The 22,768-nt window shown below is 55.4% G+C and carries 12 protein-coding genes; 2 read left to right on the top strand and 10 right to left on the bottom strand.

All coding sequences use genetic code 11. The annotated features are described in order from the left end of the window. The first annotated feature begins 759 nt into the window (after nt 1-759). Both AABO57_23730 and AABO57_23725 read left to right on the top strand, forming a co-directional pair. Nucleotides 760-6,009 (top strand): RHS repeat-associated core domain-containing protein, encoded by a 5,250-nt coding sequence (locus AABO57_23730; GenBank protein MEK6288739.1) that lies wholly within the window; start codon nt 760-762, stop codon nt 6,007-6,009. A gap of 78 nt (nt 6,010-6,087) precedes the next feature. Beyond that, nucleotides 6,088-6,594 (top strand): hypothetical protein, encoded by a 507-nt coding sequence (locus AABO57_23725; protein MEK6288738.1) that lies wholly within the window; start codon nt 6,088-6,090, stop codon nt 6,592-6,594. A 421-nt stretch (nt 6,595-7,015) separates the two neighbouring features. On the opposite strand, the gene AABO57_23720 is transcribed toward AABO57_23725, so the two are convergent. The 10 genes from AABO57_23720 to AABO57_23675 all read right to left on the bottom strand — a co-directional run bounded on the left by AABO57_23720 (nt 7,016) and on the right by AABO57_23675 (nt 22,322). Further along, nucleotides 7,016-8,023, bottom strand: coding sequence for an adenylate/guanylate cyclase domain-containing protein (locus tag AABO57_23720; GenBank protein ID MEK6288737.1), 1,008 nt, complete (start codon nt 8,021-8,023; stop codon nt 7,016-7,018). Nucleotides 8,024-8,084: 61 nt separating this feature from the next. Further along, entirely contained in the window at nt 8,085-9,152 is a 1,068-nt protein-coding gene (locus tag AABO57_23715) for a fibronectin type III domain-containing protein (GenBank protein ID MEK6288736.1), read from the bottom strand. Nucleotides 9,153-9,283: 131 nt separating this feature from the next. Next, a complete protein-coding gene (gene hslU / locus AABO57_23710) occupies nt 9,284-10,669 on the bottom strand; it encodes an ATP-dependent protease ATPase subunit HslU (GenBank protein MEK6288735.1) in 1,386 nt (461 codons plus the stop codon). A 51-nt stretch (nt 10,670-10,720) separates the two neighbouring features. Then, nucleotides 10,721-11,284, bottom strand: coding sequence for an ATP-dependent protease subunit HslV (gene hslV / locus AABO57_23705; protein MEK6288734.1), 564 nt, complete (start codon nt 11,282-11,284; stop codon nt 10,721-10,723). Between the two features lie 78 nt (nt 11,285-11,362). Next, nucleotides 11,363-14,062, bottom strand: coding sequence for a tetratricopeptide repeat protein (locus AABO57_23700; GenBank protein ID MEK6288733.1), 2,700 nt, complete (start codon nt 14,060-14,062; stop codon nt 11,363-11,365). Further along, a complete protein-coding gene (locus AABO57_23695) occupies nt 14,055-16,091 on the bottom strand; it encodes a CHAT domain-containing protein (protein MEK6288732.1) in 2,037 nt (678 codons plus the stop codon). The genes AABO57_23700 and AABO57_23695 overlap by 8 nt, the downstream gene beginning before the upstream one ends. A gap of 95 nt (nt 16,092-16,186) precedes the next feature. Continuing rightward, nucleotides 16,187-16,531 carry a CU044_2847 family protein gene (locus AABO57_23690; GenBank protein MEK6288731.1) on the bottom strand — a complete coding sequence of 115 codons (345 nt, stop codon included), beginning with the start codon at nt 16,529-16,531 and terminating at the stop codon, nt 16,187-16,189. A 21-nt stretch (nt 16,532-16,552) separates the two neighbouring features. Beyond that, nucleotides 16,553-17,677 (bottom strand): hypothetical protein, encoded by a 1,125-nt coding sequence (locus AABO57_23685; GenBank protein MEK6288730.1) that lies wholly within the window; start codon nt 17,675-17,677, stop codon nt 16,553-16,555. After that, nucleotides 17,674-20,526: a DUF1194 domain-containing protein gene (locus AABO57_23680; protein ID MEK6288729.1), complete on the bottom strand. Its 2,853-nt coding sequence runs from the start codon at nt 20,524-20,526 to the stop codon at nt 17,674-17,676. The genes AABO57_23685 and AABO57_23680 overlap by 4 nt, the downstream gene beginning before the upstream one ends. Before the next feature lie 452 nt (nt 20,527-20,978). Next, nucleotides 20,979-22,322, bottom strand: coding sequence for an alpha-amylase family glycosyl hydrolase (locus AABO57_23675; GenBank protein ID MEK6288728.1), 1,344 nt, complete (start codon nt 22,320-22,322; stop codon nt 20,979-20,981). Between the last annotated feature and the right edge of the window lie 446 nt (nt 22,323-22,768).

The following is a 22,768-nucleotide window of genomic DNA, read 5'->3' as shown; positions in this document are numbered from 1 at the left end:
CCCTGATAGGCAAAGCGCTCGAACCGTTGGATAAAGGCACCGGAGAGATTCTGGTGCTACTCAGTTTGCAATAGCTGGCGTCGTGGATCGGACTCAGATCCGTTACCGGTTTGTGCTTGAGTGGGCGGCCACCTCTTTCGGCGCGCTTAAGACTTTCAAAGGCGAGGTTACAAGAATGAAGCACAGGTTGAGATCGACAAGCAGATTCGGCCGTCAGTTTTGGGAACATACCTCTCGGAAGATTGTAATGGTTACCCTCGCGGCATTGATATGTGGGATCGGAGTGTTCGGTGTCCGAGCCTACAACAAGCGATCGGTTCGGGTCCCGACCGATGTCAAAGCTCCGTCTCCGCGCCTTGCGTCCGAGCTTTTGCGGTCCGGCTCCCAAACCGAACCAACGCGCGTCGAAGCCGAGGTGATAACAATTCGACCTACGGGTTTTGCGCCGGAAAAGATCGCCCGCCCCCAAGGACCATTTCTGCTGGCAGTCGAGAACAGAAGTGGTCTGCGAACCATCGATCTAATCTTGGAAGGTCCAGGTGGAAAGAGATTGTACACGGCGGGAATGCCCATTGCTAAGCATGACTTAGCACGAAAGTTTGATCTCGTCCCAGGCGCATATGTCTTGCGCGAGGCTAACCATCCTGCTTGGCATTGCACGATCACGATCGAGAAAAAATGACGCTATAAGCGAGCGCTCATCACCTCGGTCGACAGACGAGGCCCTAGAGGTAAGAACGTTCAGCAGAGGACACTCTAATGACCACTTCAACTCGCCGAATCTGGGCTGGCCTGCGAGGCGGTCTCGCCAAGACATTAGCCACCGCAGTTGTTCTACTCGGCACATGCAGCCTTGCCGTGGCCCAGGGTGGGGCAGAGGGAACAACGCCTCCCTTCTTGAAACCCGGATTGCCCGCTGGAACATACCCGCTGAGCGGTTTTGACAGTGTCAATCTCTTCAATGGCAACTTGAACTTTCATTTGCCGCTGATGGATGTTGCCGGCCGCGGCGGAGCGCGAATTCCGGTAATGAAAAAGATCGAAGCGCGGTGGCGGGTTGTAACGGATGTCCCTTGTTCTCCGTGCAGCCCGGCATTTTATCCGACGTATAACTGGTGGACAGGATACACGGTCGGATACGGCCCCGGGACAATGGAGGGAAGACCGAGTACTTTCGGCACAAAATTCTGCACCTTCGGAGAGGAAATTCCCGATAAGTCTCTGCTTCGGCTAACCTTCACTACCTCTGACGGGACTGAGTACGAGCTACGTGACCAGCTCACCGATGGAGCTCCTCAGCCAATACCAGATTATCCCAATTGCCCCAATTACCCTTGGTTTGACCGCGGAACCGTGTTCGTGACTGCCGACGGTTCCTCGGCAACCTTTTTCTCTTGCGCGCCCGATGGAACGCCTATCCCGCTGCACGATTCGGACCCTGTCATACCTTCCGGATTTCTGTTGGTCCGCGATGGCACACGGTATCGCATCGATGGAAGTCTGGTGACCTGGATGCAGGACCGCAACGGGAATCGCATAACCTTCTTCTACGAGCATACTGACTGGCAGGGCAATCCGGACGGCCGTGTTACGAGAATAATTGATTCATTGAATCGCCAGGTAACGATCTCGTACGACGTACCTGCCGGAGCACCCTTCGGCACCTGCGATGAAATATCTTTCCAGGGGTTCGGAGAAGACAATCGTAAAGTCAGAGTCTCGAAAGACCTGATGAGCAACGTGCTGCGCTCAGGCTTCGTGATACGAACCTACCACGATCTGTTCCCCAATTTCAGCGGTTCCAGCTACACGCCGTTCGATGAATCAGTGACCTCCGCGGTGTGGTTGCCGGACGGCAGATCTTACAAGTTCTACTACAATGATTACGGCGAGCTTTCGCGCGTCGTATTGCCCACGGGAGGAGCGGTGGAGTATGACTGGGGAGAAGGAATGATTAATGCGCTGACCGGCGGCTACACCGGCCGCGGCGGAATCTACCGAAGGGTGCTTGAACGCCGAGTCTATCCAAACGGCGCGAGCGGCGTCTCCTTCGCCAGCAAAGAGACCTACAGTGTGCCGGAGACATATGTCAATGGTGATCTCGGGCCTCCCCCTAACGTGGGTTATGTCGTTGTTAAGCAGTTCGATTCAAACCTCAATCTGCTTACGGCTAGTAACCATTACTTCAACGGCAGTGCGGTATACAACCCCAATGAGGACAACAACGGTGTCGGATTTTATTGGCCTTGGAATAATGGAAAGGAATACAAGACCGAGGCGTTAGATACGGATGGCTCCACTGTTCTGCAAAGAGTAGAGCACACGTTCGATCAAACCGCGCCACCCTGGTGGAATCCTTCCGGCTGCACTGAGTGCATTCCCCCAACGAACAATCCACGTATCACTCAAACTCTTACGACCTGGGTACAGACAAACCAGGTGGCAAAGCAGAGTTACTCCTACGATCAGTACAACAACAAGACGGTCATTCAAGAGTTTGATTATGGAACCGGCAGTCCTCCTGCGAATCCCAAGCGGCGGACCGAAATTGATTACGTTATCATCGGCGAGACGAACGAAATTGACTACACGGGTTCCAGCATCGCGACCAATGTAAACACGCTGCCATACCTGCGCAGCCTGCCTAAAGAACAGCGCGTCTACGCTGTCAGCGCTACTGGCTCGACAACGCTTGCTGCGCAGACGCATTTCTACTACGACGCGGCCGCGCTAATGGCCCGTCCGAGCATCACCGGATGGCAGTCGCCGGTCACAACTGCGCGTGGTAATCTCACATCAACAACCAGGTGGCTGAATACCGGAGGCTCAATAACCACGTCTATGCTGTACGACATCGCCGGCAACGCGGTGAGCGTGACGGACGCGAGAAACAACTCGACGTCGTTTGACTTCAGCGATCGCTTCGGCACGCCCGACGATGACTCACGCCTGAACGATCAGAACCCAGTCGAGCTGACAGGCGGATTGCACACTTATGCGTTCACAACGAAGATAACAAATGCGATGACCCACGAATTGTACATCCAGTTCGACTACTACGTGGGCAAGCCCATCAACAGCGAAGACACAAACGGAATGGTCACGAGCGTGAGCTATGACGATTCTCTGGACAGGCCTACCGAAGTGATCCTTGGGCGAGTAACCGGGGACCCAACATCACCTCAGCGACGACGAACGCGTTACACGTACAACGACACCTCCCGCTTAATCACGACCGAGAGCGATCAGACGGCCCTTCAAGACGCGGCGCTGAAGACTGAGATTCTGTACGACGGGCTCGGGCGCCCCGTTGATAGCAGACAGTACGCACCTGAAGGCGTGATCCACGCGACGCAGTCTTTTGACGCGATCGGGAGAGTGAGTCAGACCCCCAACCCTTACATTGCCACCAGTGAAGCGACCTACGGCACGACCGTGACCAGCTATGACGCGCTTGGGCGAGTGAAACGCGTGGAAACATTCAATGGATCGGGCGCATCAACGGGCGCTGTCACGACCGATTACAGCGAATCGCGAGTGCTTGTGACCGACCAGGCGGGCAAGCAGCGAATCAGCAAGACGGACGGGCTCGGGCGACTGACCGACGTGTGGGAGATCAGGTCTGCCGACACGGTAACGGGAACCGAACCCGTGACGTTTCCTAATCACCCGGAGGTGGCGGCAGGCTATCGGACTAAGTACAGCTATGACGCGCTGGATGATTTGACTCAAGTGAAGCAGCAGATCGGGACTACTGGAACGACCCAGACTCGGACGTTTGTTTACGACGGATTGAAGCGATTGACCAGCGCCTTCAATCCCGAGAGCGGGAGTGTCAGCTACACCTACGACGAGAATTCGAATCTGAAGACGAAGCTTGACGCGCGAAGCATCACCACGACCTACGCCTACGACACATTGAACCGAGTGACGAGCCGGACGTACACGAACGATCCGCAGAACACGCCGGCGGTGGCTTACAAGTACGATGGGCAATCGCTGCCAACAAATGCCCCGGGAACCTCTTTGTTTGACCGCGGCTTCTCGACGGGGCGACTGGTGGCGGTCACCTACGGCGGGACGAGCGCGGGAAACTACACGGGCTATGACCGGCTCGGGCGGGCGAATGTGAGCGTGCAGCAAAGCGACTCGCAGAACTACAGGTTCACATACGAGTACGACCTCGCCAGTGAGATGACCAGTGAGGTCTATCCCAGCGGCCGAACGATAGCCAATGCCTATGACGTGGCCGGACGATTGACCAGCGTGGATGGCCAGAAGACGGGCGAATCGAATAAGACCTACGCTTCGCAGTTCAGCTACGCTGCGCACGGAGCTGTGGCGGCGATGCAGCTTGGCAACGGGAAGTGGGAACACACGACGTTCAATAGCCGCTTGCAGCCGATACAGATCGGACTCGGAACATCCGCTACGGATTCGAGTCTCCTGATGCTGGATTATGGATACGGACCCACGAGCAACAACAATGGCAATGTCATAACACAGAAGATCACCGCGCCGGGTCTGACTCTGAACCAGTGCTATGGATATGACTCGCTGAACAGGTTGGCGACAGCGGAAGAGCGCAGCGGGAGTAACTGCACAGGAACACTGCAATGGAAGCAGGCATTCAGCTATGATCGATACGCCAACCGAAACTTCGATGTGGCGAACACTACCGCTAATGTCCTTGGCCCGAATCCTACAATAAGCCAGACGACCAATCGCTTCACATCGGGACAGAGCTACGGCTACGATGGCGCGGGCAATCTGACGAGCGAACCGGCTACTTCTGCCAACGGGATAGTCTATGATGCAGAGAACCGGCAGACGCAGTACACCAAGACCCAACAAGCTACGAACTTCTATTCCTATGACGGCGATGGTCATCGAGTGAAGAAGATCGACAGCTCAGGCACAACTGTGTTTGTGTATAATGTTGGAGGCCAGTTGATAGCTGAATACACATCTGGCCCTCCGACTGGAAGCGGAACAAGCTATTTGACAAGCGATCACCTTGGGAGCACGCGGGTCGTGATGAAGCCCGATGGAAGCGTCGCTCGACACGACTGCCTTCCGTTTGGTGAAGAGATAAGCTCGACGATCGGCGGGCGTGGAAGCGTAGCAGGTTACGGCGCTCTGGATAGTACGCGACAGAGGTTCACCCAAAAAGAAAGAGACAACGAATCGGGGCTTGATTACTTCCTTGCGAGGTACTACTCATCTGCGCAGGGGAGGTTCACGTCGGTTGACCCCCATAACCCGATCCTTGATAGCGAGGGCAAGAAGGAATTCACGAGGTACCTGAGTGAGCCAAGGAACTGGAACCACTATGTCTATTGCTGGAACAACCCGCTCAAGTTCGTAGATCCAACAGGTCAGCTTAGTGTGCCCATTGCTGGCTTGGCGGCGGCGGTTGCTGAAGAGGAACAAAGACGTCAACAACAGCAGCGCGCTGTCCTAATCGTGGGTGATGCGGGTTTACTGGACCACAACGTCGGCAATAATTTCGTGCGTGCCGCAGAAACGAGAGCTGGAGAACTCAGACAAGCAGGATACACTGTTAACATCGAACGTGCGTCAACCGTGGGCGAGTTTAATGAGGCCCTAACGACTAATGGGACGATCGATCGGGTCGAATATTTCGGCCACGGTCGTTCAGATATGCTGTTTGTCGGCCAGGGCTCCGGCGCTGAGACGAACATCGACGCATCTAACATTTCGGAACTAGATAATCGGAATCTAAGCCCTGGGGCGACCGCCGTGCTAAACTCCTGCAACAGCGCATTAGGTGGTGAACAATCTATCGGAGCCAGGATGGCGAATGAACTCCAACGGCCAACGACCGGGTACGATACAACCTTGTCATTCTCTTCGAACCGCAACGTGCATCCTGGTACCCGTCGTCATCCAAGTAGTGGATCAACATACATGGTGCCCGACCGGAGGGATCGTGCGGGAAGACCCGACTATCGACGTAGTGAGATAACCCTCCGTCCCGGACGTTAATACGGATTATTGGGGGCTGACTCCGCGACGACGCGAGAGCGCCTTACTTCTTGCAGAACTGAAAGGAGCGGAGCGGTAATGATATTTCGAAAGTCCGTTGGGCTCGAAGTCTTGGCGGCGATTGCGTTGCCCCTTGTACTAGTCTCTACTGTCGCTGGCAAAGTCGTGGAATCCAGACAGGCCAGCGACGTTGGACGTGAAGCAGAGAAGCTTTGCGCGAGGCTAGCAGAAATAAAGGTTTTGCCTTTCAAAGGCGAACGTGTCGATGATGAGGTCTACAATGGTCTAATGCGTTTGGGCCGAGAAGCCATTCCGTGCCTTCTAAACAAGATAACTGATACGTCTAGAATGAAGGATCCCAGACAGGCGCCAACGTATCACAACTTTAGGGTTGGGGACGTAGCCTTTTTTATCTTTCTGCGCATTTCAGGCGGAGCCCTCGAGGAGATGCTACCGGCCAGTGTAAGGAGACGCTTTGCCGACGAAGGAGTATACGCGTACTTTGGGTACGTAGAGAACCGTAAGAATCGGGAGAGTTTACAGCGAAAGTGTCGGAACTACTTCTCCAAGTCCTCAACAAAATGATAAGAACAGGGTAAATCAAGGTCGAGGGGCCGAGACCTCTAAACTTCACTCACTGATAAATCTGGGATACCGGCTCAATGGAGAGTCGCGAAGCAACAACCTTCGGCGACCGGAGTGGCGCGCAGGGGGGTGGGGAACCGGAGCGCGCGGCGGCGGTGCAGTTTCCGCCGCAAGCGCGAGGAGAATATCGGGGCGTACGATAACGCGTATTATGTTGTCGTGTAGCGCAAGTGCCACTGGCTTTTTTTAGTGGCACGCGCGCTGCGTCGACGAACATAATGCCGCGTTATCGGATGACCCTTCCGCTTAGACTACCACTCTCGCGACCAGAGGGCTCCACTCGAAATGCAGTTTCTGGACGCTTCATTGGATCACTAAATTCGTGGAAGCCGGGACGACAACGCGTAGCTGTGTAGCTGGCCTAGTCGTTCGGGTTGGCGTCGGCTGCAACTAGAAGGAAAGGCGAGGGCCAGACGGTTGTCTTTTCGGTTACTCGTCCGAAAGCGTACGCAATCGAATCTGATAACCCGACCACTTCGTGGAGAGAAAATTCACCGGTCTTGCCTGGAAGCGTCACGCGAATGGTCTTGCCCAGGCGGACGCGCTCTTTTACTTCTTGGTAAGTCTCTTCTGAGATCAGTAGCCCCGTCCCGGCTTGCTTATTTGCGGCTTCAATTCGGCTGGCGAGATTAACAGCATCCCCAATGGCGGTCACTCGTTTCAAACTCTGAGCGCCGATAGCCCCAACTACTACATCGCCAAAGTGGATGCCCACTCCGATGTTAGAGCTCTTGGCGTAGATCGTCTGAAGGTAGGGCTTGAGATGTTCCATCGCCGCTTGCATCTGGAGCCCGGCTTTGACGGCTTGCAGCGCGGCCCCGTTTGAGTCTTCCATTCCGAAGAGAGCCATCAGCCCGTCGCCCATGTAATTGTCGATGTGCCCGCCGTTGCGATTGATCACCTGTCCCATCTCATGAAAGTAGCGATTCAGCACATGGACGACGTCATAAGGGGGAAGCTCTTCGGCGAAAGGAGTGAAGCCGCGAATGTCGGAAAACAATACCGCGAGCTGCCTCTCTTCACCGACTGCGGTGGGCGCTTGTCCCATAGTTCGCTGGTCGGTCAGTTGAAGATCTTCGTCGTCGAGGACCAGACGCCGGAGCTTGACGTCTTTGCTGATCGTTGTCTGGCAGGCCAATCGAATTTCGGCAGTAAAGTGCAGCCGGTCGGCAAGCTGTTGCTCTTTGTCGTTGCGAGGAACGCAGTGTTCGAGCCCTTCGGAAATCAAAACACGACAAGTCGAACACCGAGCATTGCCGCCGCAAGCGTGCGCATGCGGGATTCCTGTGCGTAGCGACACTCGAAGAATGGTCTCGGCCGGATCGGCTTCGACCGCCTTGTTATCAAGAACGTAGGTGACGGTAGGCATACAATCCATCCTTTCAGTCGAGTAACCCTCGCTATGGCGAAGCCTGTACTCGGGTCCGCCATCACGGATGCGCAGTTTCGCTGACGATGCGCGACCGCGCGCTCTCGTTATTAAAGCGATCGACGGCCGTTAGTCTATAGAAGTACGTTTGGTCAATGACAACTCGATCATCCCTGAACGTTACCGGAGTAATGGGCTGATCGTTGAGCTTAGTCCAGTTCGGGTCAGGCGCGCCGGCCACGTCCGATCTGTAGACGTTGTATCCGATCACATCGCGCTCGGGGCTGCTCGGCCAGAACAGGCTGATGGTTCCATTTGCAGAGGCGATTGAAACCGGATCGGGAGCGGAGGGCGGAAACTTGTCGATAGGTGCGAACGGCAGCGGCTCGCTGTCGGCGCTCTCGATCAATCCGTTTGCCCCTTGAGAGAGGGCGCGCACAAAATAAACATAGTCCATCAGGTACTGGAATCTGAAATCAACGAAGCTTGTGCCGGTTACCGGCTCGGCGTTGAGCAGCTCGCCGCCGAAGTCGCGCTTCGCCGATCGCCGATAAACGTTGTAGCTGACCACAGAGGCGGGAGTGACGCCATCAACGTTAGCGGGAGGCGGACTCCAAGAGATCGCGATCGCGTCTTGAGTCCCGATCGCGTCCAATCCAGTCGGGGGCATTGCAATTCCCGGCGCGGCTTCGAGTGCTACAGTGTTTGAGAAGGACGCCACTTGACCACGTTTGTTGACATACCGAACACCGTAGCGCAGCCGCGTGTTCGCGAGCTGTTTGGAGCTTGTCAGGTTCACCGCATCCGTGAATTGCAGATGACCAAGAGTCTTCGCCTGATCTTCAATTGTGGCTCGATCCAAAAAGCCGATCACCTGAGCAGTCTCTTCGTAATCATCTGGGTCGAGGACCGCTTCCTGATCGCGGCGCTCGTTCAGGCGATAGATGTCTACGCGTGAGATGTAGAAACGGCTTGACTGGTCCTGGACCAGCGCGGGCGATGGCCAGGACAACAATATGCTCGCGCCACGCTGGATCGCCGTCAGATCCGATGTGCGTTCGGTGAGACGCGAGGGCGGGACTGGCGCGCCAACCTTTCCGCACGATGCACAGACGAGCCCGGCGCTCAAAACCCAAATCAAAGCATTGAGGTGTAGGAAGCGATACCCGCCGCGCAAAGAGACCGGATGGGCGCCAATAGAGCGATTCCTGATAAGCTGATGGCCCGCGCGTCGGGAGCAAATCGCTAGCGGGATGTGGCTCACAGTATGTACCGGCTGAGATCCTCGTTCTTCACTATCTCGGCCAGTTGCTTGTAGACGTAGGCAGCGTCTATGTTCACGTTCTTATCTTCAAGGTCCGGTCCCTCGAACGAGTATTCGTCCAGCAGCGTCTCCATAATAGTGTGAAGTCTGCGCGCGCCGATGTCTTCGGTCTGCTCGTTGACCGAGAAGGCGAAACGCGCGATGGAGTCAATCGCTTCATCGTCAAACTTGATGTCTATACCCTCCGTCCCCAGCAAAGCGGTGTACTGTCGCACCAGGGAGTTCTTCGGCTCGGTGAGGATGCGCTTGAAGTCGTCGATAGTGAGCGGCTTCAACTCAACGCGAATTGGGAAGCGTCCTTGAAGCTCGGGAATCAAGTCAGAAGGTTTCGAGACGTGAAACGCGCCCGCCGCTATGAACAGTATGTGATCGGTCTTGACCATACCGTAACGGGTGTTAACAGTTGTACCTTCAACTATAGGCAGGATGTCGCGCTGAACGCCTTCGCGCGATACGTCCGGGCCTTGACCGCCTTCGCGGCCCGCGATCTTGTCAATCTCATCGAGGAAGATGATACCCGTTGATTCGACGCGTTCGATCGACAAGCGAGCGACCTGATCCATGTCGATCAGCTTCTGTTCTTCCTCCTGGACGAGGTACTCCATTGCCTCCTCCACGCTCAACTTCCTGGACTTAGGGCGTCCGCCGAACATATTGGGAAACATGTCGCGCAGATTAATGTCCATCTCTTCAATGCCCTGTGGCGTGTAGATCTCGAAGTGCCCAGGATTGGCCCGCTCCTGAACCTCAAGCTCGACTATCCGCGCGTTCAAACGTCCCTCGCGCAATTGCTGACGTAGCTTCTCACGCGTGCGTTCGAATTGCTCGTAGGAAGAATCGTTCTCGGGCTCTTCGATCTGTTTGGTTCGGGGTAGAAGCAGATCGAGCATCCGTTCTTCGGCGTTCTGTTCCGCCTTTTCAGCAACCTCGGCGATCTTCTCTTCGCGCACCAAATCGACTCCAATCTCAACCAGGTCCCTGATCATCGACTCGACATCGCGCCCTACGTAACCGACCTCCGTGAACTTCGAAGCCTCGACCTTCAAGAACGGCGAGTTGGAAAGCCGCGCCAGGCGGCGTGCGATTTCGGTCTTCCCAATGCCAGTCGAGCCGATCATTATTATGTTCTTGGGTATGACGTCCTGTGCGAGTTCCGCGGGCAACTTCTGCCGCCGAATGCGGTTGCGAAGCGCAATAGCAACCGCGCGCTTGGCGGCGTGCTGGCCGACGACGTACTTGTCCAGTTCGGCGACGATCTGACGGGGAGTCATTTCGTCGAGCCTTGGTTGATCCTTCACTTCACCGGATAGATAGATGACCATAGTGATGTAGCTGAACGCGGCTGAATACAGTTGCCCGCGATGATTGTTAGATTATAACTCCTCGATTACCAGGTCGAAATTGGTGTAGATGCAAATCTCGCTGGCGATCTTCATTGCCTCCTGGACAATGTCCCTCGCTGAGAGATCAGTATGGCGAAGCAGCGCGCGGGCCGCGGCCGTGGCGTAAGGTCCTCCGGATCCGATAGCGACTACGCCGTCGTCGGGTTCTATTACGTCGCCCCCGCCAGAAAGAATCAGAGAGGTGTTCTCGTCGGCGATGATCAGCAAGGCTTCAAGATGACGCAGGTACTTGTCCGTGCGCCATTCCTTGCCAAGCTCAACAGCCGAGCGCTGCAATTGTCCGTGATACTGCTCGAGCTTTGCTTCGAACCTCGTGAACAGGGTAAAGGCGTCAGCGGTCGAGCCTGCGAAACCCGCGATGATCTTGTCGTTGTAAAGGCGGCGAACCTTTCGGGCGCCCGATTTCATTACTGTCTTATCGAAAGTTACCTGGCCATCACCCGCGACTGCAACGCGATTATCTCTGCGTACTGCGAGTATCGTTGTGCTACGCACCCTGGGTCGCGCGGGTGGGCGGGAACGCTTTACTGACATGATGGCGAATATAATCCGCACCCCTGGCATTGTCAAGAAACGCTACTTGTACGAAGGGACAAGGGAGGCCTTTATCAGTTACCTGGGATTTGCTTTCAGGTGGTTCTGCCGAATCTGCTCCGCGCGGTTCCGTAATACATCGGCGGCGGCGTTGCGCTCGGTCTTACTCAGCAGGTCAGCGTACGCGTCGAGCGTGGCAGCGAAGTCGGGATGCTCCGGTATCGCCTTCTCCTGGATAGCCAGCGCCTGCTTGAAGAGCGGCTCGGCTTCAACGTACTTCAGTTGATCAGTATAGATTCGCGCAAGGCCGTATGACGTTTGTGCAAGCTCAGGGGAATCGGGCAAGGCTTGCTGAATTGTTAATGCTTCGCTGAAGAGCCGCTCGGCATCGCTAAACCTGCCGTGCTTATAGCAATAGGACGCCAGTTTACTAAGCCCAAACGCTCTGGTCGGATGATTCTTACCCAAGGCCCTCGTCCAAATTACAACTGCGGCATTGTAAGCCGTCTCGGCGTTGGGATTGTCTTGAGCGTCGTATAGCAGTCCCACATTCTCAAAGTGATAAGCAACTGAAAATTTGTCCCGTTCTATGAAGTCTTTGTGAATCTCCCAGGCTAGATTCAGATACCGCTCGGCTTCGGCGAGATTACCCTTTTCGCGGTAGAGTGCTGACAGAGCGTCAAGACTGGTGGCAGCATCCCGGATGTCCGACTTATCACGCTCCCAAATCGCCAACGCCTGCTTGAAGAGCGGTTCAGCTTCGGCGTACTTACCTCGCTCAAAGTAGAGCCCGGCCAGTTGATATAAGCTCTCAGCCAACTCGGTATGATTCTCGCCAAGCTTGTTCCTCCGAATCTCCAACGCACGCTTGTATCGAGGCTCAGCCTGGTAGTACTTGCCTTGACTCTCGTAGCACTCGGCCAGGTTCATGATTGCGTCGGCCAAGTACCGGTCATCTGACCCCAAAGCGTTGATTAGGATCATCAGCGATTGCTCGAGAAGCGGCTCGGCCTCGGCATACTTACCTTGATAGGTGTAAACCACCGCCGAGCCCGTGAGACTGGTGGCTACTTCCGTATGGTCCGGGCCGAGGGCATCCGTCAGGATTTCAAGCGCCTGCTGGTAGTTTTCTTGCGCCTGCTGGTAGTTACTCTCCGCCTGCTTAAAGTCCTCTATGGCCGCGTATGATCCGCCTAGTAAACGGTAAAACCCTGCCAGGTTGTTGAGCGCTATTCCTTCACCCGTTCGACTCCCATCTATCCGATAGGTTTCGCGCGCTTCGTTGAGCTTGCCCAGCGTTTCCTTCGCATTTTTCCTCGCGACGTCAGGGTCCTCGCTTCCAACTAATACTTTGTATAGCTGAGCCAGAACCTGGCTACTCACATTACTGGCCTTAACTGCCCGAAGTTTTGCCTCCTCTTCTCGACGCAGAGCTCGTTCCGTCCTCGCGTACACAAACCCTGCGGCCGTCAGCAGAGACATCACGATCAGCGCTAATGTCAATATGCGCAGGCGTACAGCGAACCTGGCCTTCTCTTCGGCGCGCGTCCGCCAGTCCAGGATTGGCGTGGCAAGCACATCGAGGGATATCTCATAGAATTGTTCATCCTGACGTTCGGGAAGAGCGAATGGCCGCAGAATGCGGTTGTCCCCACGCGCCAGCTTCTCCAGCAGCTCGGTAGTTTCTCTTTGATCCAATTGTGCTTGCTTGGCTAGATCGGAAACAGCATAGGCCATCTTGTGGCCGGACGGTGTGACCAGGTAATGAAAGACGGAAGCCGCGATTGCCCGCTCTTTCCTCGACAGCTTTTTCATCGCCTCGCTTAGATGCGTCTCCACGATGCTGTCCACGCCGCCGAGGCGGTTGAGCGTTTCCAGCCTGAGCGTGGTCGAACCCAACCGCATCTCCTCTTTCCACAAGGAGGTCATCACCAATTGCAGGAATGGAGTTTCAATGATCGCACCTGCGTTGGCGACTCCTGCCTGCTCCTGGTCGCTGTGCAAGGCCTTTGCCTTGGATGGTCCTTTCAGGACTTCCTCGACCAGTTCGGACTCGATGCTGATTCGTTTTCTGCCTGCTCCGTAGAATCGATTGTATTGTTCAATCGGTTTGATAATAGCCGCGCGGGTAGCTTCTCGGTCGAGGTACGGAATGCGCAGGAAATTATCGAAGAGGCCAGGTATGTCCTTCTCTAGGAAGTCGAGTCTCGAATACGTATCGTCACGAACCGAAATGAGGAAATTGACTCTTAGGTCACGGCAATTGACAAGACGCGAAAACTCAGTCGCGAAGCTTCCTTCGCCTTTCTCATTCCGGTGATACAGAAAAAAATCCTCGAACTGATCGAGGATGACGAGCAGCGTTCCGCCGACTAGTTTTGTCCACGCTCGAAAGGTGTCGACGAGCGAGCTTGGTGGTGGCACCTGGTCAACTGTCTGGTCGTCCAAGGTCTTAATGACTGACTCGCGAACACAGGCTGTCAAACGGCCAACCGGGTCATCGCGCCAGGTATTGAACACGGCTACGGCGAATTCGGGCGAGCCGCTTTCATCACTGTTCTTTCTCGCAAGCCGGCGCAGATCGGGGACGACGCCTGCGCGGAGGACTGAACTCTTGCCAACGCCGCTTGCGCCGTATAGCAATGTCAAGCGCGAGGCCGTCAGGTTGCTGATGATGTTTCGTCGCTCTTCTTCGCGCCCGAAAAAGAACGGGGCATCCTCTTCCGAGTATGCTGCCAGTCCCTTGTAGGGAGACGCGGGATAAGTCCGTTCACTCATCCGCAACCTCGACGCGCTTTAGCTCCTGAAGCCGTCTTTTGATCTCTTTAACAAAGTCCTCCTGGCTGTCTTTAACAATCTTCATATCGCGGCTTTTCCAAAACTCTTCGTCAAAGGGATCGTTCTCCGACTCCGACTGAATAACCCACGAATCGGGGGGCTTGGCATCGCCAAAGATCCGTTGATAGAACACGCGCAAGTTCCAGTCATGAAGCCTGTAGCCCAAAAAAAGGTGTTGGCTCTCTTTTAGCCTTTTTATCACTTGCGCCGGCAAGTACTGGTTAATGCTCTTGCCGCTCAAATAGTAGATGTAGTCGTCTTCAGTGATTGCATACCTACGTCCCTCGGAATTAGACCGATCAACCTCGCCGTGGATTTTTAGAATCAAGGTTCGTTTCTCGAAGTCCGGCAGTTGAAAACTGTTGGCCTTTTTGATCGGCTCCGCGCTGCCACCCCACGGTTTGTAACAAAACCTGCCACCGTGCCCGCCCTCGGCTTCGTAATAGATCAGGTCGAACTCCTCCTTCTTTTTCACGAAGGCTTTTTCCAACGCGTCGTCATAGTTGGTTGTCACGATAAGCTGGTAGGGAAAGGGATAACCTTTTTCCTTCAAGATGCCGGGGAGGTCCGCCAGCAATTCATGCAGGGATGGAACGGACAAATACTCGGTTAAGGCGTCATAGAGTTCGGAAGAAAGTTCTTGAGAGTTTTTTAGCGCGAAGAATTGTGATACGCCCACCAGTCCTTTCACTTCACCAGGTGAACCACAAATCCCAGCCAGGCGCGCGGCTAGTTGATCGTCACTTGGCGGAAACAGGGTTTCTGGGGCGTTCCCCGTGCGATCACCCAGGTTGGCGCGCGCGCCAAGAAAAGGGACCAGCCGCCCTTGGGTTATGGCCTTCATGATGCCTCGATATCCCAGTTTTATAGGAGGCGGCGACCAATCCCCCTCGGCGAATATTGCTCCATCCGAGGGGCGCATGTACAAGGCGGGAGTCCCCCACTCCACGCGCTTTCTGCTCCTGGAGATCTCCTTGCGGGCCTCGGCCAGCGCGGCGTCCACCGGATAGTAGTCGGCCAATGCCTTGTAGAACTGTTTAGAGAATATGATTGCCGCGTCATCGGTTATCTCGAACTGCATGGAGATCACAGCCGGAATACCGTATTTCACCAGACTTTGGGCCACGCCGCTGAATGGGTTCGAGCGCGAGCCGCGCGCGCCTTCGCAGGCGTTCAGCACAACCAGACGCAATGTCTTATGGTCATAGAGAAGCCTTCCCAGTTGTTCGCCGCTCAACGTTGGAGTTTCCTTATCGCTCATTACCAGGAATCCATCCTTGAACTCGGGGTCGAAGCCCCCATGACCGATGAAATGGAAGATGTGAAAGGTCCCACGCCGTAATTGCTCTTGAAGTGCCGACGCCGTAGCCTCTACCTGCACGAGCTCAACCTGTCCTTCGCTGTGCAAGCTTTCGAGAGACTCGTTCAATTGTTTCCACTCCTTCTCTACATTTAGAGGCGAGTAAACACCGTCGGCGGGGTTGGAAATCATTACCAAGAATCGCAGAGGCCGCTTCACACGAAATGGACGGATGCGCTCGGGTCTCTCGAGATAGCGCACTAGCGGGGTGTTTGACGACAGGAATAGAAATCTCTCGACCTCTGTATCATAGAGATATTCCCAAGGCAGCTCGGCCAGCTCCGGCACATCGTTCAGACGAAGGCGAATTCGCAAACCCTTGTTCTCGTCATTCGCGTCATTGATGCTTTCGGACAGACGGGCGTAGACCCTTCTGCCGAATACTTTGTCGAACAACCGACCGCCAAATTTCTTGGCCTCCTCTTCCACGTCGTGCACAGCTTCCCAGGAATAGCCAACGAGCTGCAGAAATTCTTCAAGCTCTTCTTCCGAGAAAGGCTTATCAAACGTCGAAGTAACCTCGCCGCCTGGTGAGTAGACCCTCACCTGGTATCTCTCTCCCTCGCGCTCGATCAAGAGATCAAAATCCAGATACTTAATCTCGTTCACGCCACGCTCCTTCCCGGCCTGTCCGCTCAATAGCGCCCTCACTCCACACGTCTTATCGTGGGCTGGATTCTTCGTTGGGTTCCAATGCATTACCCTTAGGGTGAGGGCGTGCTGTCTTTCTGCTCCAGCTTCCACGTCAACGTCACTTTGAAGTTTGCTTCCACCCCAGAGGATGCGAGCACTACGCCCGCTGCTGCGTTTAACTTGATTCCGAACTCCACCCCGACCTGTTCAGGCCGATCGCCCAGCTCGCGCAGTTTAGCGATGATGCTAGCGGCCACGGGTTTGATTCTCTCCAACGAGGCCTCAAAGGTCTGCTTCGCCTTCTCGACTACTTCTGATGGGTGAGCCCCACGTACCGTGCCTGCCGCCGGCGCATCATCCGTTTCCACCACAATGGTGCTGCCATCTTCCAACGGAAACTCAATCAGTCTTTTCATTGCTTCACCTCTAAACTCCAATCAAGGGATTGTTGGCGGCGGTTGCTGTTGTATTGGTCCGCTGCGCCGGTGGCAGCCGACGACGCACCCAACTCCCACGGCGGCAATCGCGATCAGGATCTTGGTTCGCAGCCGCCAGAATCCTAACTTCTCGATATTGAAATCCCGGGAGTACGTTTCGTAGATAGTGTCCGCTGGGTCTTGAGTTTGATCGGGCGCGATCGTCGCTATGATTCGACCAGTGCCCGGGTTGCCGCCAGCGACGAAGGTATAAGGCACATAGCCATCCGCGTTAGTAATGTTGGTAGATTGAATGGTGGCAAGGTTGTTTGGCACGACATCGAACTTCACCAATCTATTACCAACGGGCGTCTCATCCGGTGCGGTCTGGGTCCCAATCGGACTGCCGCGGAATGCGACCAACGTGAATGTCCCTCCCCCGCCCGCTTCGAGAGACTTCATCCATCGGATTCTGTCTGGCGTGCGCTTATTCGTCTTGGTGTTCAGTGGAACGGTTGAGACCCCACCAACGGTTGCGACCTCGACAAGTGTGCCGCCGGGCCGGACCTGGACATCGCGTGGTTTGATTCTGGTCCGTCGTTGTTGCTCGATGCTCACATCGCCGCGCGCCATCTCAATAACCGGCCGGCCTTCCCAGACGCCGATGCGAAATCGCGCTCCGGGCGTTGTGGAAAATACCGATCCGCCGGCCTCGATGTATGCGACAGCCTCTTGTTGGAGGTTCACCGCCAAGTCCCCGCTAACGAGTTCCGCGACCAGCACCGGGCGAGCGAAGTTGTCGGCAAGCTTCGCGATTGTCGTCGCAAGTCTAACTTGTGCCCCGCTCTTGAGCGCGACCTGGCCTAACGAATCGAGTAACACCCGGGCACTGTTGTCGCCGGTCACTTCAATCAGATCACCATTCCAAATGACCTGCTCGGCGCGAGCCATCCGGCCGTTAATCTCGACCGAACTGCGACCGAGAGAGTTCCACGCGACCTTGCCGATGGGGCCGAACGTTAGGTTTGCGTCGAGTCGACGATACTTTGCCTGGCTACCCTCATCAGCACGCGCGTGTTTTGGGGCCAGAGCGCAAATCAAAACAAGAATCAGGCACAAGCCGGTTGCAGTGTGTCTGCATCTCATTGTCGTTTCTCCTTCCGCGCGCCCGCGTTGGGCGCGACTGCCGCGAACGACTGCGTCTTGGGGCTCGAAGGGTATCTTAGGGGCGAGCCGTTCCTATCCAGGCCGGGCGTGAGCTTTACGACTGGCAACACCAATGCTTTTCCCGGCGCGAGCAGTGCCTGAATACTAACCGCGCCCGTCAGTGATGACAGCGAGCCGGAGGCCGAGTCCTTCCCTCCTTTCTTGTCCATCACCGTCACAACCACCGACACGGCACGCCGATTTCGCTTTGTGCTTGCGTTCGAGAACTCCTGCACTACAGAGAAACTTTGGCCGGGAATCAGTTGCGCATCTTGAATGACCTTGCTGAGATCACGCAGAGGTTGCTCAAGCGGCACCGTGTTCCCGTTCCTGTCAAGAAACTGATAGGTGACGCTATCAATGTTCTGCGGGTTCGAATCGTAAAGCGAAAACGTGACCCTGAACACATCTCCCAACCGTTCGAGCGTCACCACGGCATCGGCGTTCTGCGGGTTCTTTGGATCAATCAGTTTGACCTGACTGTTGACACGACCGGTGAGACTGATCGTTCTATCACTAACACTACAACCATTGTGGTTGAGTGTCGCTGTAGACCTGGTTGTTTCAGGCAAGACCAGCGAGGATAAATTCGCGCTGCCTGCCGAGACGGCGATTGGAATCGTCGGGTTGAACAACGCAGTGAATTGCTGGAACCGGCCGGCCTCAATTGTAGCCGTCCGGCCACCAGGCCCGACTCCTACCGACGCTATAGAGAACCGATCTTCGTCGTTGCTGCGCCTCCTGGGAAATCCATCGCGCGTGATCGATGCGAAGCTGACAGCGAGAGGAGCGCACCCGGTGTTTTCAATCGTGAATGTCCCCTCTTGCGGTGACTGCTGGTTTGGGACCGCCACGTTGAAATTGGCATTCGTGACCTTCGCTCTTGGAAAGCCTCCGCACGGAAACATCAGCTCTGAAGTGTTCCCTTCCAGATCTGTTACCGTGGCGGTGTAGCCACAGGTGGGCGAGTCGGCAAGTCCCGTGACGGTGAAGCTACCATTGGCGTCGGTCGTTGCTTGTTTGAGGAAGATCACGCCGTCAATGACTCGCCCGCCTGGTACTGGCCGGAAGCTCGTGATAGCGAATATCTCGACCGTTGCACCGGCGGCGGTTGGGCCGTTGACCTGGCCGGTTAAGGTCACACCATTGGCTGTCGCGGAAACGTCGGATGTGGGAGCGACGGCGCTGAGGTTGTCGGGAAAGTTAAGCAGCGTGTTCGGTCCCACGTCCGGGTCTCCGGGATCATTGGGCGTCGGGCCATCGCCGGCGAGATCAATCGGCGTTTCGCTCCCAAGAATATCGTTCATCGAAATTGTGTTGCCGGTGTTGTGCCTGAATGCTCCCTCCGCGTCCGCAGGCGAATCCAGGACGCGTACCCCTGCCTTCTTGTTGTTCTCAAATCTGTTGCGCTCGATCCGGTTGAAACCGCGGTTGCAAATCGGCTTGATGCCGACTCCAGCTCCAGCGAAATTGATAATCCTAAGACCGCGCACTACGTCTCGGTCTGAGCGGATCAATATCCCATCGCTATGCTGTTCGCCTTTCGTTGTGTCAGTCTGGCTCCCATCAATAGTTAAGAAGGGGTCGCATTTCTTCTCAGTATCGATTAAGTAGTCGCAATTCATCTCGCCGCAGCCGCAGATCCTGATGTCGGGCGCGGTCAGCGCAGGCAGTGGAACACGAGGCCGGATGGTTTTGTCTTTGAGGCCTGAGTCGAAAGTGATAGTTGTAGCGCCGCCGTTGCTATTGGCGCGCTCGATTGCTTGCCTGAGTGACAGCGTGCCGCCTATCACCGGCGTATCAGGGTCGGTATCCGCATCGGTGTTCACCGTCAAGAAACGAGTCGCCGGCTGGCTTCGGAGCACTCTGCGCGTGAGTTCAACAAAGTCCCTAACCTGGCGTTCGCAGTCAGACCCAAAGACAGCATTCGGACAGTTGCAGGCGCCTCCGCTTATGTCGAGTCTCGCGCCAGGCAAATCGCTATCGGGTTCTGGGAATACGATCCGTTTGACTTTAGCTCTGGCGGCGTCCAGTTCCCCGGCGTCCCTGGGCGGGCATGTATCCGCACTGGCGTCCGGCTTGGCGAAGAGTCCGAGTAGGATGACATCCAGTTCAGATGCGATTCCACGAGTCTCCTCACGTATTCGATTGGAAGCTATTTCCGCGAAGTCCGGGTCCGTCAATCCGCCATCCGTGGACATCAGCAACACACGGCGAGCGCCCGCTCTCTTGTTATCGCTCAAGTGCTGATTTGCGGCGAGCAGCGCCAGGCCCGCGTTCGATTCCGGGTTCGGACCTTTTAGAGGACACGTTTCGGCAGCGACGCACTTCAAGGCTTCGACTTTTGCGGCAAAAGCCACCGCATCTGCTTCCGACTTGATCTCGGTGAATGGCACCCGAAGCGATGGCTCTCCAGCGAAGGTGAAAACCGCAACGCCTATCGACCCGTCCCGAGGGATCAAACTGGGCTCGAGGATCGCGCGGCGCACACCCTCAATCTCGACGTTGTACGTCTGTCCCTGTGCCTTCACATCGAGGCTGCCCGATCGGTCGATGATGAAAGCCAAGTCAACCTTTGCGCCGGGTTGAGGGCAATCCTGTGAAGCGTCCGCGGAGCGCACCAGCCGGGCGTTTTGCGCAGGAGCATAAGCCATCACGCCGACAACAAGCGCCCCGATTATTGCGGCGCGCATCGTGCAAACTCGCGCTCTTATTGACGTTTGTGTTATGAGGAACTGCGCGAACGGCAGCCATAGCCTTCGAGAGGTTTCTCTGATTGAAGTTGCCATAATGATCAGCCTTGTCTCCGGTGCAACTCATCTCTGCGGCAGGACAAGCACGCACCGCGGTGAAATCTAGTGGTTGAACGCAGGGCGCTCGCCAGCCCCAACGAGCCATATGCCCGCGGCGCCGAGCGATTACCCTCTGACTACGCACAGAATCCCCATTCCTGAGGGTGAATGCGATCATCAACTCGAGTGAATCGCGCCACGACCCGTTTGTTTGCTTCGAATAACAGAGCCCGCTTTCTCATTTACTGCTGCTTGCCGCCAAGGCAATATGAAGCAGTCCGTGCATCCGGTCTTATTGCGGGTGGCACAGTGAGTAGCCTCGCGCATAAGTCATGACGTAACTCCTGAAACAAACAATTCACCATTCGCGGATTAGATCCTGTGCGTTTAAGCTGCGGATGTTACGGGTGCCGGCGAGAATGTTGTATGGTGGGGTTAAGTCAGGAGTCTCAAGCAGAGGAAGCTTCTAGCAAGCAAAACTTGGTGTCATCCTCAACACCTAATTGACTCATTTCCAGATGGAACCCGGCGTTGGTTCCTTGCACCGTGATTGTCCGGGCGTTGAGAAGGTTGGTCAGACGCAGTTGGCTTTGCGCGCCAACTTCGCGAGCGACTTGCGAGAGGTTCATCGGCGGTGCGTTGAACCGGTGCCACGCCTCGGAGATTTGTCCTAGATAGGCAACCACTCGTTGTTGATCTTTTCTTATGAAGCCTATTGCTCCATACACACCCGGGTCGAAGAGTTGGAAATCGCCCTTCCTGAAAACATCATCGCGAGTGATCTTCAGAAGTTGAATGTAGGATTCTCTCAGCGCAAAATCCGGTGGTTCTTCTGTCAGCGGTCTGATTCGCTGAACGGGCAGCCGCTCATGCTTTCCTTCCATTTGGCCTTCGTGTATCAACACCGATCCCGGAATCGATAGCATCAGAGCCAGCGCGGCAAGATTATCCGATCTGCCGAACACCGAAGCAGCCCGGGGCTCATCGTGATTCTCGATGAAATAGAGCGAGCCGCGGAGCGCATCAGAGTCCCTCTGGAGACGCTCCATGACCCGCCCAAGATCGTGAGCGACGAGTCCGTCATACAGCTTCTTTTCGTAGCACAGATCAAATCCGAGCCCGCGGAGTTGGCGTTCCTTATCCCAGTACGCCTCGGCGATGAACTTGAAGTCGGGACGGACCTTCTTGATCGCGCTGATCGCTTCGTCCCAGAACTCACCCGGCATCTTCTCATCGAATGACGAGTCGGACATTAACGGATACCACAAATGGCGAAAGCAATCTTTGAGCACAAGCATCGCCATGTCGCAACGCACTCCGTCCGCAAACTGGCTGATACGCTTAAGCACCTCGATCATTCTTGCTCTTAAAGCCCCATTTGCGTAGTCAAGCTGCGCTGTATCAGGCCAGGGAGCGAAGTAGGGATCGCGGCCAAAAGCCGTTACTTCGCCGGATCTGTCCAGAAAGAACTCGTGTGTAGACTGCTTTCGCGCGGTTGCATCGCTGCGGATGAAAAGGTCGCTGCGCTGCGTAATCCAAGGCGAGTCCAACGCCATGTGGTTTGAAACGAAGTCAACTATGACCGATAGACCCTCATCGCGCGCGCGCTTGACGAGCCGGACAAACTGACTTCTTCCGCCTAACTCGCGGTTGATTTCATAGACAGGTACTGCGTAAGGCGAGCCCTCGAAGTCCTCTGAGGTGAGCTTCGATATCTTTCTTACTCCGTCGCTAATCCGCCACACCCCCATCATCCACACGGCATCGAAGCCAAGCTGCCTCAATTCTGTCAACTCAGCATCTGTGACTTGATCAAAGCGGGCGCAATGGACGCGAGTATTGATTTCGTATAGTCGCAATGTGAACCTTTCGCAATGTGAACCTTGACTGAGAGGCTCAGCCGATCTGCAAAGCTCCTGGTTTGAACAGGTCGGGTCTGATTCCGATCGGCCGAGCCACGAGGACCGAACGGGTGCTATCAGGTGGATTCGCTTGCCGCGGGCAAAGAACTCTAGTGTTGATGTCGCTTCTTCAGACCCTTTTCAGTGTTCAAAACCTCGTAAACCAAACCTTTCTAATGAGTTACGCCTTGACTCGCGGACATCCGAGGGCTCACCTATTGCATCTAGATAAACAGCCGATTATGGTGTATTATACTAGTTTGGGAAAACCCAATACTATGTACTGCATTTCAAGGTGTCAACCACTTTTTGGTTGCTTCACTGAGGCGTCGCCGACG

It is taken from the genome of Acidobacteriota bacterium (assembly GCA_038040445.1).
Classification (GTDB): Bacteria; Acidobacteriota; Blastocatellia; order UBA7656; family UBA7656; genus Onstottus_A; species Onstottus_A frigus.
Note: the sequence above shows the minus strand (reverse complement) of the source record. Positions and strands in the feature narration are given on the sequence as shown.